Origin of the sequence: Myxococcus faecalis, assembly GCF_050039385.1 — a bacterium.
Classification (GTDB): Bacteria; Myxococcota; Myxococcia; order Myxococcales; family Myxococcaceae; genus Myxococcus; species Myxococcus fulvus.
In genome coordinates this window covers 4,762,501-4,776,235 of sequence record NZ_CP144336.1, presented here as the reverse complement: position 1 = coordinate 4,776,235, position 13,735 = coordinate 4,762,501, and the positions used below count along the sequence as shown (strand labels likewise).

13 protein-coding genes are annotated in these 13,735 nt (G+C 70.7%); 10 read left to right on the top strand and 3 right to left on the bottom strand.

The features are described 5' to 3' along the window. The first annotated feature begins 18 nt into the window (after window positions 1-18). From VZQ01_RS19080 to VZQ01_RS19040, 9 genes are all read left to right on the top strand, one after another. Window positions 19-1,398, top strand: coding sequence for an acetyl ornithine aminotransferase family protein (locus VZQ01_RS19080; protein WP_267698700.1), 1,380 nt, complete (start codon window positions 19-21; stop codon window positions 1,396-1,398). A gap of 11 nt (window positions 1,399-1,409) precedes the next feature. Next, entirely contained in the window at window positions 1,410-2,318 is a 909-nt protein-coding gene (locus VZQ01_RS19075; protein ID WP_223749407.1) for a CoA transferase subunit A, read from the top strand. Continuing rightward, window positions 2,308-3,078: a CoA-transferase subunit beta gene (locus VZQ01_RS19070; RefSeq protein ID WP_223749406.1), complete on the top strand. Its 771-nt coding sequence runs from the start codon at window positions 2,308-2,310 to the stop codon at window positions 3,076-3,078. Before VZQ01_RS19075 ends, VZQ01_RS19070 begins: the two co-directional genes overlap by 11 nt. A gap of 24 nt (window positions 3,079-3,102) precedes the next feature. Further along, entirely contained in the window at window positions 3,103-4,299 is a 1,197-nt protein-coding gene (locus VZQ01_RS19065; RefSeq protein ID WP_223749405.1) for a thiolase family protein, read from the top strand. Beyond that, window positions 4,299-4,631 (top strand): hypothetical protein, encoded by a 333-nt coding sequence (locus VZQ01_RS19060; protein ID WP_223784266.1) that lies wholly within the window; start codon window positions 4,299-4,301, stop codon window positions 4,629-4,631. The genes VZQ01_RS19065 and VZQ01_RS19060 overlap by 1 nt, the downstream gene beginning before the upstream one ends. Before the next feature lie 123 nt (window positions 4,632-4,754). Further along, the gene (locus VZQ01_RS19055) at window positions 4,755-6,707 is read left to right on the top strand and encodes a lysyl oxidase family protein (protein WP_426748586.1); all 1,953 of its coding nucleotides are present in this window, start codon (window positions 4,755-4,757) and stop codon (window positions 6,705-6,707) included. A 12-nt stretch (window positions 6,708-6,719) separates the two neighbouring features. Continuing rightward, the gene (locus VZQ01_RS19050; RefSeq protein ID WP_426748585.1) at window positions 6,720-7,868 is read left to right on the top strand and encodes a cysteine desulfurase family protein; all 1,149 of its coding nucleotides are present in this window, start codon (window positions 6,720-6,722) and stop codon (window positions 7,866-7,868) included. A 97-nt stretch (window positions 7,869-7,965) separates the two neighbouring features. After that, window positions 7,966-9,192 carry an ABC transporter permease gene (locus VZQ01_RS19045; protein ID WP_223749401.1) on the top strand — a complete coding sequence of 409 codons (1,227 nt, stop codon included), beginning with the start codon at window positions 7,966-7,968 and terminating at the stop codon, window positions 9,190-9,192. Window positions 9,193-9,204: 12 nt separating this feature from the next. Further along, window positions 9,205-10,428 carry an ABC transporter permease gene (locus VZQ01_RS19040; RefSeq protein ID WP_223749400.1) on the top strand — a complete coding sequence of 408 codons (1,224 nt, stop codon included), beginning with the start codon at window positions 9,205-9,207 and terminating at the stop codon, window positions 10,426-10,428. Window positions 10,429-10,529: 101 nt separating this feature from the next. On the opposite strand, the gene VZQ01_RS19035 is transcribed toward VZQ01_RS19040, so the two are convergent. Both VZQ01_RS19035 and VZQ01_RS19030 read right to left on the bottom strand, forming a co-directional pair. Beyond that, a complete protein-coding gene (locus VZQ01_RS19035; RefSeq protein ID WP_194869373.1) occupies window positions 10,530-10,700 on the bottom strand; it encodes a hypothetical protein in 171 nt (56 codons plus the stop codon). 176 nt (window positions 10,701-10,876) lie between these two features. Continuing rightward, window positions 10,877-11,605, bottom strand: coding sequence for a hypothetical protein (locus tag VZQ01_RS19030; protein WP_223749399.1), 729 nt, complete (start codon window positions 11,603-11,605; stop codon window positions 10,877-10,879). A 151-nt stretch (window positions 11,606-11,756) separates the two neighbouring features. Here VZQ01_RS19030 and VZQ01_RS19025 point away from each other — a divergent pair, with 151 nt between their 5' ends. After that, window positions 11,757-13,004, top strand: coding sequence for a phospholipase D-like domain-containing protein (locus VZQ01_RS19025; RefSeq protein WP_426748584.1), 1,248 nt, complete (start codon window positions 11,757-11,759; stop codon window positions 13,002-13,004). Window positions 13,005-13,012: 8 nt separating this feature from the next. On the opposite strand, the gene VZQ01_RS19020 is transcribed toward VZQ01_RS19025, so the two are convergent. Then, window positions 13,013-13,432 carry a DUF3575 domain-containing protein gene (locus tag VZQ01_RS19020; RefSeq protein ID WP_426748583.1) on the bottom strand — a complete coding sequence of 140 codons (420 nt, stop codon included), beginning with the start codon at window positions 13,430-13,432 and terminating at the stop codon, window positions 13,013-13,015. Window positions 13,433-13,735 lie beyond the last annotated feature (303 nt).

Sequence of the window (13,735 nt, the reverse complement as noted above, 5' to 3'; positions counted from 1 at the left end):
CCTCGACAGGAGACCCCCATGACCATGCTCCATCCCGAAGTGAAGACCGCCCTGCCGGGGCCGAAGGCGCGCGCCATCATCGAGCTGGACCAGCGCTTCAGCTCGCCCTCGTACATCAAGGAGTACCCGCTCGTCGTCGAGCGCGGCGAGGGCCCCTGGGTCCACGACGTCGACGGCAACCGCTTCCTCGACTTCATGGCGGGCATCGCCGTGGCCTCCACGGGCCACGCGCATCCGCACGTGGTGAAGGCCGTCCAGGAGGCCGCGGGCCGCTTCCTGCACATCTGCGGCACGGACTTCTACTACGACGCCTTCTCGAAGCTCTGCGCCAGGCTCGCCGGCTACCTGCCCGAGATGGGACCCAAGAAGGTCTTCCTCACCAACTCCGGCACGGAGGCGGTCGAGGGCGCCATCAAGCTCGCGCGGCACCACACGCGCCGCCAGTACATCGTCGCCTTCAAGGGCGGCTTCCATGGGCGGACCTACGGCGCCATCTCGCTCAACTCGTCGAAGGTGGCCCAGCGCGCCTTCTTCGGGCCGCTCCTGCCCGGCGTCATCCACGTCCCGTACGCGAATCCGTACCGCTGTCCCAACGGCTGCGCGCCGCAGGCGTGCGGCGACGCGTGCAACCCGGCCCTGGCGCTGGAGCGCGAGTGGTTCGTCAACCACGTGGACCCGCGCGAGGTGGCCGCCATCTTCGTGGAGCCCATCCTGGGCGAGGGCGGCTACGTGGTGCCCCCGACGAGCTTCCTGAAGGAGCTGCGGCGCATCTGCGACACGCACGGCATCCTGCTCGTGTTCGACGAGGTGCAGTCGGGCATCGGCCGCACCGGGCACATGTTCGCGGCGGAGCACTTCGGCGTGATGCCGGACATCCTGCTGTCCGCCAAGGGCATCGCCTCCGGCATGCCGCTGGGCGCCATCATCGCGAAGGAGTCGGTGATGACGTGGCCGCGCGGCTCGCACGGCAGCACCTACGGCGGCAACCCCGTGTGCTGCGCGGCGGCGCTCGCCACGCTGGACGTGGTGGAGGGGCTGCTCGACTCCGTGCGCGCCACCGGGGCGCTGCTCCAGCGTGGGCTGCGGGAGCTGCAGTCACGCCACCCCGTCATCGGCGACGTGCGCGGCGTGGGCCTCATGGTGGGCGCGGAGTTCGTGGACCCCGCGACGCGCGAGCCCGCGAGCGCCTACGTGGGCGAGCTGGAGCAGCTCGCGTTCCGCAAGGGCCTGCTGCTCTTGTCGTGTGGCAAGTCCACCATCCGCTTCGCGCCGCCGCTCGTCGTCGGTGAGCACGAGGTGGCCGTCATGCTGCGCATCCTCGACGCGTGCCTGGGCGAGCTGTCGCTCGACCTGTCCAGGGCCGCGCCCGCCCGGGCCGCGGCGGGGGTGAAGCTGTGAAGCCAGGGGCCGTGGACAAGCGCTGCTCCATGCGCGAGGCCATCTCGGCCAGCGTCAAGGACGGCAGCTCCATCGTCATCGACGGCTTCACGCACCTCATCTGCTTCGCCGCGGGCCACGAAATCATCCGCCAGGGCGTGAAGGACCTCACCGCCATCCGGCTCACCCCGGACCTGGTCTACGACCAGCTCATCGAGGCGGGCGCGGTGAAGAAGCTGGTCTTCAGCTGGGCGGGCAACCCCGGCGTGGGCAGCCTGCACGCGCTCCGCCGCCGCGGCGAGGCGTCCTCCTCCGAGCGGCTGGAGCTGGAGGAGTACTCGCACTTCGGGCTGCTCTCGCGCTTCCTCGCCGCGAGCGCGGGGCTGCCGTTCTGGCCGCTGAGCAACTACCAGGGCGCGGACATCGCGCGGGTGAACCCGGCCATCAAGACGGTGCGCTGTCCGTACACGGAGCGGGAGCTGGCCACCGTGCCCGCGCTCCACCCGGACGTGGCCATCATCCACTGCCAGCGCGCGGACATGGAGGGCAACGCGCAGGTGTGGGGCCTGCTCGGCTCGCAGAAGGAGGTGGCCTTCGCCGCGCGCAAGGTCATCGTCGTGGCCGAACAGATTGTCCCCACCGAGGTCATCCGCAAGGACCCCAACCGCACGCTGGTGCCCGGCATCATCGTGAGCCACGTGGTGCACGAGCCCTGGGGCTGTCACCCCAGCTTCGTGCAGGGCTTCCATGACCGGGACAACGACTTCTACGTGAAGTGGGAGGACATCTCCCGCAAGCCGGAGACGTACCGCGCCTGGCTGGAGGAGTTCGTTTACGGCGTGAAGGACCGTCAGGGCTACCTGGCGAAGCTGGAGACGGGGTTGCTCGACAAGCTGCGCGCGAAGGCTCGCGTCTGCGAGGGGGTGGACTATGGGTACTGAGAACAACGTCTCCACCGCGTCCGAGCGGATGGCGTGGCGCGCGGCCCAGGAACTCCACGACGGTGACGTGGTCTTCGTGGGCATCGGCCTGCCCAACCTCGCGTGCAACCTGGCGCGGGCCACGCATGCGCCGGGCCTGTTCATGATCTACGAGTCCGGCGCCGTGGGCGCGATTCCCGAGCGGCTGCCCGTGTCCATCGGCGACCCGTCGCTCGTCACGGACTCGCTGGCCGTGGTGGGGCAGGCGGACATCTTCCAGTGCCTGCTCCAGCGCGGGCTCATCGAGGTGGGCTTCCTGGGCGGCGCGCAGGTGGACCGGTGGGGGAACATCAACACCACCGTCATCGGCGACTACGCGAACCCCAAGGTGCGCCTGCCCGGCAGCGGCGGCGCGTGTGAAATCGCGGTGCACGCGCGGCGGCTGCTCATCGTCATGCGCATGGGCCCGCGGACCTTCGTGGAGAAGTGCGACTTCATCACGAGCCCGGGCCACCGGATGAACGGCAGGACGCGCGCGGAGCTGGGCCTGCCCGGCGGTGGCCCCACGCGCATCATCACGGACCTGGGGGTGCTCGACTTCGACGCCACCGGCGAGGCCGTGCTGTCCGAGGTCTATCCCGGCGTGACACCCGAGCAGGTGCGCGCCGCCTGTGGCTGGCCGCTGCGCGTCGCCGACTCCGTGCGCACCACGGGCGAGCCCGACCTGTCCGTGCTGTCGCTCCTGCGCGAGCGACTGGACCCGCAGCGCCTCTATCTCTGAACGCATCCCCAGGAGCCCCTTCCCATGGCAGAGGCCTTCATCGTCGACGCGGTCCGTACCCCCATCGGTCGATTCCGAGGCGCGCTCAAGGGCGTGCGGCCGGATGACCTCGCCGCGCATGTGCTGCGCGCGGTGCTTGAGCGCAACGCATTGGATGGCGCGCGCGTCGACGAGGTGTTCCTCGGCTGCGCGAACCAGGCGGGTGAGGACAACCGCAACGTGGCGCGCATGTCGCTGCTGCTCGCGGGCCTGCCGCACTCGGTGCCCGGCGTCACCGTCAACCGCCTGTGCGCCAGCGGACTGGAGGCCATCATCCAGGGCTGCCGCATGATTCGGCTGGGTGAGGCGGACATCGTGCTCGCCGGCGGCGTGGAGTCGATGACGCGCGCGCCGTGGTCCATGCCCAAGCCCGAGGACGGCTTCCCCTCCGGCAGGTGGGAGGCGTGGGACACCGCCCTGGGCTGGCGCTATCCGAACCCGAGGCTCGCCGCCCTGTTCCCGCTGGAGCAGATGGGCGAGACGGCGGAGAACGTGGCCGAGCAGTGGGGCATCGCCCGCGAGGCGCAGGACGGCTTCGCGCTCGCCTCGCACCGCAAGGCCGTGGCCGCGCAGGCGGAGGGCCGCTTCGCTCGCGAGCTCATCGCCGTGGACGTGCCCCAGGCGAAGGGGGCTCCCGTGCGTGTCCAGGTGGACGAGGGGCCTCGCGCGGACACGTCGTTGGAGCGGCTGTCCGGCTTGAAGGCCGCGTTCCGCGCGGGAGGCAGCGTGACGGCGGGCAACTCCTCCACGCTGAACGATGGCGCGTCGGCGGTGCTGCTCATGAGCGAGGCGGCGCTGAAGTCCTCGGGCGCCACGCCGCTGGCGCGCTTCGTGAGCAGCGCGAGCGTGGGCGTGGACCCGCGCACCATGGGCATGGGGCCGGTGGGCGCGTCGCGCGCGGCGCTGGAGCGCGCGGGGTGGAGCGTGGACTCCGTGGACCTGGTGGAGCTCAACGAGGCCTTCGCCGCGCAGGCCCTGGCGTGCATGCGCGAGCTGAGGCTCCCGTCGGAGAAGGTCAACGTCAACGGCGGCGCCATCGCGCTGGGGCATCCGCTGGGCTCCAGCGGGGCGCGCATCGTCACCACGCTGGTGCACGAGCTGGGGCGTCAGGGCGCGCGAAGGGGCCTCGCCTCGCTGTGTGTCGGCGTGGGGCAGGGGCTGGCGCTGACGGTGGAGCGCTGATGCGAATCGAAGACCTGCGTCACGAAGCCCGGGAGGAGCGCTTGTCCGCCACGCTGCACATCTACCCCGCGACGGAGGCGATGCCCTGGCACTACCACTTCGATTGCCCACACGGGCACGAGGAGTCCGGCACGCTCGAGTCGCTCGACGCGCTGGCGGACGTGCTGCGCCGCTGGGGCCGCCACCTGGTGGACCTGCCGTGGACGGTGCTGCCCACCTTCGGTGGCGCGGCGCCAGCCCGCACCGAAGGGGTGTGGAGCTGGGATGACTCGCGCGTGCTCGTGGGCTCGGATGTCCACGCGCTGACGCTGTGCCCTCGCGAGCAGACGTAGGGCGCCAGATGCCCTTCATCCGGCAAGCATCGCAAACGGGGCCGCGACGGCGGACATAGCCTCTTGCGCCTCACGACTCCCGGCGGGGGGCGCCTTGCGCCGGAGCGTTCGAGAGGAGCGACCATGTTGCGTCTGTCCTTCGTCGTATCGGCCTCCATGCTGTTGGCTGTCCTGGGGGGGTGTGACGACCCGGACCCCAGGCCCGAGCCCGAGCCGGGCCCCGAGCTGTCCGAGACGCCGCTGTGGCAGGTGAAGGGCACCATGACCGAGGCGGGGGAGTGCTTCGGCGGCTCGGTGGCGCTCGCGGACTTCAATGGCGATGGCCAGAAGGACCTGGTGGTCGGCTCACAGCCCTGTCAGGTCCTGCTCGGCGCCACGCGCCACCCCGGCGGCGTCTACATCTTCCCGGCACAGCCCCCATACTTCGCCACCGAGGCCGCGTCCGCGCGGTTGTCTTGGCCGAACACGCATCCGCAGACCTCCGGGGCCAACCTGCGCGTGAAGACGGGCGAGGTGAACGGGGACGGGTTCGCGGACCTGCTCATCCAGGGGCGCTATGGCAGCCAGGTCTTCCTGGGGCAGGCGGACCTGACGGCGATGCTGGCCGCGCCAGCCTTCCGCTCGCCGGGCAACGGCCTGTTCCTCAACAGCGTGCTCGCGGACCTGGATGGAGACGGGCGCGACGACCTCATCGTCAATCGCTCCACCGAACAGCGTTTCTATCGGGCGACCCCGGGCTCGGAGGAGGGGCTCTACACCCTCGTGAGCTCCCGCCCGGGCTACTACTTCATCGAGGTGGTGGGCGACCTGAACGCGGATGGCGCCGACGACGTGCTCATGGGCCTGGAGACGGGCGGTCGCGGGTACTTCCTCGGCTGCAAGGCGGGCAGCACGTTCGCGTGCGAGGGGCTCCTGTCCGCCGAGCCCCTGCGCGAGGAGACCTTCGCGAACCTGGCCAACTGGCTCCCGGACCTGAATGGGGACGGGCACCGGGATGTCCTCGCCATGGCGGACAACGGCCCCATCTCCGTGCACCTGTCCGAGTCCGACGGGATGACCTACTCGCCGACCGCCGTCTGGTCCACGCAAGGGGACCCGGCCTTCATGGCGATGGGCAGCCCCCTGCTGGCCGTGGGGGACGTGGATGGCGACGGTCACCGGCAGGACTTCGTGCTGGGCGCCCTGGGCCGGCTCTACTTCTTCTCACCCAAGGAGGACCTCTCGCAGTCGCTCCACCCCGTCTGGGCGTGGCCTCGCGCCGACACCATTCCCAACGGCTATGAGAACTACCGGCGCTACAGCGCCGCGAGCCCCGGGGACCTCAACGGCGACGGCTTCGACGACCTGATTGTCGCCTCCATCCCGACCGGGGACCTGCTGGAGCGTCCTCTCGGGGACGTGGCCGTCTTCTCCGGAGGGCGCGTGCCGAAGTCGCCGGCGGAGCCTCCCCACCTGATGGCCGCCACGTCCTGCGGCCTGAACCTGGACCCGGTGAGCGGCAAGCCCGACCTCACCGTGGACCAGGACGTGCTCGAGCGCACCGCGCACGTGTCCTGGAAGACCTTCGCCGCCGACTCCTGCGAGGTGCAGGAGCAGTGCGTGATTGCGCCGGGGCGCCGCAAGCTCCTGCGCTTCAGCACGTCCATCATGAACCTGGGCAGCAAGGCCGCCATCTTCCCGCCCATCGAGGAGAACCCGGACATGTATGTCTTCGATGAGTGCCATGGGCATCACCACCTGTCGAACTTCGCCGCGTACGAGCTGCGCGACGCCCAGGGGAACCAGGTGATGTCCGGCCGCAAGCAGGGCTACGCGCTGGTGGACGTGCAGAGCTACTGCGCGGACGCGGAGCCGTGGAACTACTACGAGCCGATGGGCATCTCCGCGGGCTGGTCGGACATCTACTCGCTCGACGTGCCGTGCCAGTGGGTGGACGTCACGGACGTGCCGGACGGCACCTACACCTTCCAGGTCAGCGTGGACACGCGCGACATCGTTGACGAGGGGACGGTCCACCCCAACACCGTGTCCTTCCCGGTGCGCCTGGAGGGAGACACGGTGACGGTGCTGCCGTAATCCTGCGGGGCCATGAGCCCCGAGCGCCCGCTGTACCTGGACCACAACGCCACCACCCCCGTGGACCCGGAGGTGGTGGAGGCCATGCTGCCTTACCTGCGCGAGCACTTCGGCAACCCCTCCAGCGGCCACGCGTACGGCCGTCGTGCCCACGCGGCGCTGGAGGAGGCCCGCTGCAAGGTCGCCGCGCTCATCGGCGCGAGGCCCGACGAGGTGCTCTTCACCTCCGGCGGCACGGAGGCCAACAGCCTGGCCATCCGAGGCACCGCCGAGGCCCGCGCGGACCGGCGCCACCTGCTCACCTCCGTCATCGAGCACCCCGCCACGAAGCTGCCCTGCGACGCGCTCGAGTGGCGCGGCTGGCGCGTGACGTGGCTGCCCGTGGACGCACAAGGGCGCGTGCGCGTGGAGGACGCCCGCGAGGCGCTGGACGCGGCGGGCGGCGAAACCGCCCTCGTGTCACTGATGCACTCCAATAACGAAACGGGCGTGCTGCAGCCGGTGGCGGACCTCGCGGCCCTCGCGCGTCGTCATGGTGCCAGCGTGCACACGGACGCGGCGCAGTCGGTGGGCAAGGTGCCGGTGGACGTGACGGCGCTCGGCGTGGACCTGCTCACGCTGGTGGGCCACAAGCTGCGCGCCCCCAAGGGCGTGGGCGCGCTGTACGTGCGACAGGGCACGCCGCTCCGGGCCGTCACGCTCGGCGGCGGGCAGGAGCGGGGGCTGAGGCCCGGCACGGAGAACGTCCCATACGCCGTGGGGCTGGGCGTCGCGTGTGAGCTGGCGGGCCGGCGGCTCGCCCAGGGCACCCAGGCGCTGCTCGCGCTGCGCGAGCGGCTGTGGACCGGACTGCGAGACGCGGTGCCGGGGCTGGCCCTGAGCGGGCAGGACGCCGAGCGGCTGCCCAACACGCTCAACGTCCGCTTTCCCGGGGTTCGGGGTGGGGCGGTGCTGGCGGCGACGCCGGAGGTGGCCGCGTCCACCGGCTCGGCGTGCCATGACGGGGGCGAGACGGCGTCGCCCGTGCTCCGGGCCATGGGAATCCCGGAAGCGGACGCCCTGGGGGCGGTGCGCTTGTCCCTCGGACCGGACACCACCCAGGAAGAAGTCGCGCGGGCGGTGGTTGTGCTCGCGCGCGGGTGGAAGCAGGTGGCGGGCTGAAAACTTCCGTGCAATCACCCGACCTCGTCCGGCGTAGGGCGTTCTACCGGGGCAGGCCAACGGTGCGGCGCCACCCACCGGCGCGAGAGGGTTTCACGTGAGCTTCAGGGTCGACGTGTGGGAGGGAGGGCGCATCGCGCTGTTCTCCCTGCGGGCCAACCGGCTGCGCACGGTGCTGACGACGGTGGGCATTGGCGTGGGCGTGTGCACGCTGCTGGCCATCGTCGGCATCATCCAGGGAATCAACCAGTCCTTCGCGGACCAGCTCGCGCAAATCGGCGCGAACACGCTCCAGGTGTCCAAGTTCCCCTGGACCATGCGTGGAGACTGGTGGGAGTACCGCAACCGGAAGAACCTGTCGGCGGACCTGGTGGAGCCCATCCTCCAGGCCTCCGAGCACGTGGTGGCCGCCGCTCCGCTCTACTACGACCGGGTGGAGGCGCGCTTCCTGGAGCGGCGCATGGCGTCGGTGACGGCGCTGGGGACCACGGCGGACTACGCCATCATCTCCTCGTTCACGGTGGACAAGGGCCGCTTCCTGACGGAGGCGGACGTGGACAACCGGGCGCAGGTGGCGGTCATCGGCGCGGAGCTGGCGCGCACGCTGTTCCCGGGCCTGGACCCGGTGGGCCACCGCATCATCCTGGGCTCCAAGCCCTACCGCGTGGTGGGCTCGCTGGAGGCCAAGGGCACCATCCTGGGGGAGAACCAGGACACGGTGGTGGTGGTGCCCTTCCGCACCTTCCAGGCGGACTTCGGCAAGCGCAACTCGCCCAACATCGCGGTGTCGGTGGACTCGCCGGACAACGTGCTCAAGGTGCAGGACCAGCTCACCGTGGCGCTGCGGCGTGAGCGCAGGACGCCGCCGGAGGCGAAGGACGACTTCGCCATCAACCGGCCGGAGCAGCTGGCCAACATGTACGCGCAGCTCACCGGCGCGCTCTACGGCGCGGCCACGGGCGTGGGGCTGATTACCCTGCTGGTGGGAGGCATCGGCATCATGAACATCATGCTGGTGTCGGTGCGCGAGCGGACGCGGGAGATCGGCGTGCGCCGCGCGCTGGGGGCCAAGAAGCGCACCATCATCATCCAGTTCCTGATGGAGGCGGCCAGCGTGTCCGCGGTGGGCGGGACGCTGGGGACGGTGGTGGGGTTGGGGCTGGCGAAGACGGTGTCGTTCATCACGCCGCTGGCCGCGACGGTGGAGCCGTTGACGGTGGCGGGCGGCGTGGGGTTCGCGGCGATGGTGGGCCTGCTGTTCGGCATCTGGCCCGCGGCGCGCGCGGCGAACCTGGACCCGGTGGAAGCGCTCCGCCACGACTGAGGACGACTGCCCATGATGGCCTTGCTGGACACCTTGCGGCTGGCGTTCGGGACGTTCGTCTCCAACCCGCTGCGCTCCTTCCTGACGCTGCTGGGCATCGTCATCGGCGCCACCACGGTGGTGTCGATGATGGGTCTCATCGAGGGCCTGCGAATCCAGGTGAACGAGAACCTGTCGGAGCTGGGCGCCAACTGCTTCCAGGTGCAGCGGCTGCCCTTCGGCGCGGGCAACCTGTCGCTGGCGGAGCTGTCGCGCCGGCCGCGCTTCACGCATGAGGACCTGGAGGCCATCCGCGAGCTGCCTTCGGTGCTGACGGCCGCGGGGGAGGACTCGTCCGGTGGCCTGAAGGCGTCCACGCAGCTGCGCGAGTCGCGGGCGAACGTGAGCGTGTGGTCGGGGACGCCGGAGTACTTCCAGACGAACTCCGTGGTGGTGGCGCACGGGCGCGCCTTCACGCAGACGGAGTACCTGGATGGCAGGCGGGTGGCGGTCATCGGCCCGGACCTGGCGGAGACGCTGTGGCCCTCGCTGGACCCGCTGGGCCAGTCGTTCCGCCTGAAGGGGCGCAACTTCATCGTGGTGGGCGTGCTCAAGCGCAAGGGCGGCTTCCTGGGCGGCAGCGGCCAGGACAACCAGGTGATGACGCCGCTGACGGCCTTCCGTCCGCTGTTCGGCGTGCGCGACTTCCGGGTGAGCATCCAGGCGACGTCCGCGGAGGTCGTCAAGCGCGCGCAGGACGAGGTGACGGTGCTGATGCGCCGGCGTCACAACCTCAAGCCGCTGGAGCCGGATGACTTCTTCGTGTTCTCCAACGAGAGCTCCACGGAGATGTTCAACAACATCTCGCAGGTGATTTCGGTGGCCAGCTTCGGCGTGTGCCTCTTGTCGCTGCTGGTGGGCGGCATCGGCATCCTGAACATCATGCTGGTGGCCGTGACGGAGCGGACGCGGGAGATTGGCATCCGCAAGGCGCTGGGCGCGAAGAAGCGGCGCATCCTGGCGCAGTTCGCCACGGAGGCGGTGGTGCTGTCCCTGGCGGGCGGCCTGCTCGGCGTGGCGCTGGGGGTGGGGCTGGCGCACCTGGCGCGCTGGGTGCTGGGCCTGCCCACCGAGGTGCCGGGCTGGGCCATTGGCCTGTCGCTGGCGATGAGCAGCGGCGTGGGCCTGGGCTTCGGAATCTATCCGGCCGCTCGCGCCGCGAAGCTGGACCCGGTGGAGGCGATGCGCACGGAGTAATGCGCCACCTGGCGCCGAGCCGTGTCTGGTGAAAAGGGGCCCGCCCGCGAGCGTTTCCGCGGACCGGGCCCCTTCCTATTCCACGCGCGAGGGCGTGGGGACTACGGGCAGGGCGCCGTGCAGATGAGCTGGCCGGTGATGGGGTGCTTGTAACAGAACGGCGCGCACTCGGACTTCGGGGCGGGCTCGGTGGTGAAACCCGTGGTGACACCGAAGACAGCGGCGGCGGCGGTGAAGACGACGGCAACGCGGAGGTGCTTGAGAGCCTTCATTGGGGTGTGTCTCCAGACAGCGTGTCCGTACGGCCCGGCAAGAATGGCGCTGGGTGTAATTAATGACAACTAAGAAATTGAGAACATCTCTGCGCGTGTGGCTTTGCTGGTGAGACACGCACAACGCGCGCCGGTGAGACATCCTGGATTGGAGAGGGATTGCGGCGCGCTTGTAACTATCGCGTGGGTTGGTGCGAGCGGGGACCGCCGCCGGCCCACTGGTAGCCGAGCGTCGCGCCGGAGCCGACGAAGGCCAGGGCGATGAGCTGGCGCACGGCCTGGAGGCGGGTGCTGGGCTCGGAGAGCTTCGTCAGCAGGCCGTCGACGGCGGCGGCCAGGAGGGTGCCCGCGGCGGCGCCAGCGAGGGCTCCGACGTAGGCGTCGGCCCTGTCCTCGCTGCGGCCGAACGCGAGCTCGCCCAGGCCCCAGGTCCCGAGCGCGGCGAGGGGCGGGGTGAGCAGGAGGCCTCCGCCGACGGCCGCGACCTCCAGGTCCATGAAGCGTCCGCTGCCCGGCGTGGCGGGGCGGAAGAAGAGCAGGCGCGAGGGCAGGTAGCCCCCGAGCATCCCCGTGGCCGTCTGCGCGCTCGTGGCGCCCAGGCGTGTGTCCCCGCCGACGCGGGTTGCGCCCCAGATGCCGGTGAGCGGTAGCAGCGCGAGGCCGCCGTGCGCGACCCAGGCGCCCGTGGAGAGGGGCGCGTCCTCGGGACGGGTGGGCTGGTACGTGCTGCTCGCGCCGAGCGGAGGCGGGGTGGTGGGCTCCAGCCGAGAGGCTCTCAGCGGGACATCGGCGCGGGACTCACGGGGCGCGACGAGGCTCGCGCCCACGAGGAGCCAGGTGCTCAAGAGGACGAGATGTCGTGACATGCGCGCTCGGGCCGTGAGGAAGAACGGGAGGGTGCTCACGTGGATGCACCCGCTCCACCTCGTTCCGGGGCCGAGTGACGTGCGTCACACACTGTCCTCGCGCCCGGGTGTTGTCCGGTGGACGCCGTGCGCGTGCGCTCGGTGTCACCAGACAGGTGCCGCGACAGGGGAGCGCCATTAGCTTCCCAAGGTGAAGCTGGCCTGCTCCGTGCTCGTCGCGTTGCTCGTCGCCGGGTGCCCTGCTCCGAATCATCGGCACGACCTCCGGCTGCGCGCGCTGCCCACCGCGGCGGATGAGACGCGCTCGCTGGCCTTCTTCCAGTCGCTCGGCGTCGCGCTCACGCCCGGCCACCTCGTGGAGCTGGTGGAGAACGGCCGGGTCTTCGACGTGCTCGACGAGGAGATTCGCGCCGCGCGCTCCAGCATCCACATCGCCAGCTACATCTGGCGCCCGGGTGAGCCCTCGGAGCGGCTGGTGCGCGCGCTGCGGGAGCGACAGCCTGGGGTCGCGTGCCGCGTGCTCGTGGACCCGCTGGGCAGCGTCAACTTCGACTCCGTGGGCATCGCGCTCGCGAACGCGGGCTGCGAGGTGCGCATCTTCCGTCCCATCCAGGGCGCCATGCCCTCGCTCGACGCCGCGCGCATCAAGACGCGTCTGCACCGCAAGCTGGTGGTGCGCGATGGCGAGGTCGGCGTCACCGGGGGCTTCGGCATCTGGCGCAGCTGGCTCGGCGACGCGGAGGGGCCGGAGTACTGGCGCGACATGAGCGTGCGCGCCGAGGGGCCCGCCGTGCGCGAGATGCAGGTGGCCTTCGCGCAGAACTGGCAGGAGGCGGGCGGAGACTTCCTTCCACCCGAGGCCTTCCCGGAGCTCGCCTCCCGAGGTGCGGCCCGCGCGGGCTTCGTCGCGAGCACGCAGAACCGCTTCCTCTCCGACGCGCGCCGCATGACGCTGCTCACCATCGCCGCCGCGAGGCGACGCCTCTGGATTTCAAACTCGTACTTCATCCCCTCCGACGCCATCGGCGACATGCTGCTGGAGAAGGTGAAGCAGGGCGTGGACGTGCGCGTGCTCGTGCCCGGGCGACATCACGACATCGCGCCGGTGCACGCCGCGCAGCGCGCGTCCTACGCGAGGCTGCTCGAGGGAGGGGTGCGCATCTGGGAGTACGAGCTGTCGATGATGCACTCCAAGACGATGCTCGTGGACGAGGACCTGTCCGTGGTGGGCTCGACGAACCTGGACCCGCTGGCGCTGAGCACCTCGGACGAGTGCTCGCTGGTGGTGGAGGACCCGGCGCTGGCCGCGTCGCTCGCCGCGGCGTTCGAGAAGGACATGCTCCACTCGCGCGAAATCCACTGGGACGGCTGGCGCCGCCGGGGACTGCTGCAGCGGCTGGGCGAGAAGCTGCCGTGGCTCATCGGCGACTATCTCTGAGGCACACCTCAGAACCGGAACGACGTGCCCAACTGGACGAGGGGCTCCTCGGCCTCCCACGATTCGGTCCGCGGCGCGGCGGCGGGGCTGCACATCCCGAAGGGGCAGAGCAGGATCGGAGGTGGATAGGTCGTCCTGCGTGTCCGCGTGGACTGGACGCCCACGCCGAGCGACAGGTGCCACCGGGTGCTCAGTGGATGGGAGTAACCCACGAGCCCGCCGAAGGAGCTGCGACTGCCGAACGTGTCGTCGCCCACGGTGAACAGGGTGTAGCTCGCCTGCGCCGCGACGAAGACACCTTCCTGGAACGTCTCGCCGAAGAAGACGCGGCTGCCCACCTGCGCGCCCACGAGGTTGATGTCCGGGCCGAAGTGGGTGCCGCCGAAGAACGACAGGTGCCGGAAGGGCTGATGCTCCATGCTCACCATGAGGAGGGGGAACTCGGCCCGTGTCCGGTCGAAACTCCAGGAGTGGCCTCGCGCCCCGACGTTCACCGCCCAGTTCCGGGACTCGAGGTTGGAGGGCGCGTGCCCGGAGGGGCGCGGTGGGGGGCTGGTGTCCCCCTGGGCTCGGGCGAGGAGGGGCAGGGCGACGAGTCCGCTCAGGAGGCCGTGACGCAACGAGCTCAAGTTCATGGTGGCGTGGCCCCAGGGCAAAGGGTGTGCCGGGCGCAACCCGGCGGGATGACAACCCCCGGGACGCGCGAAGTGAGCAAGCCGGTGCACAGACGC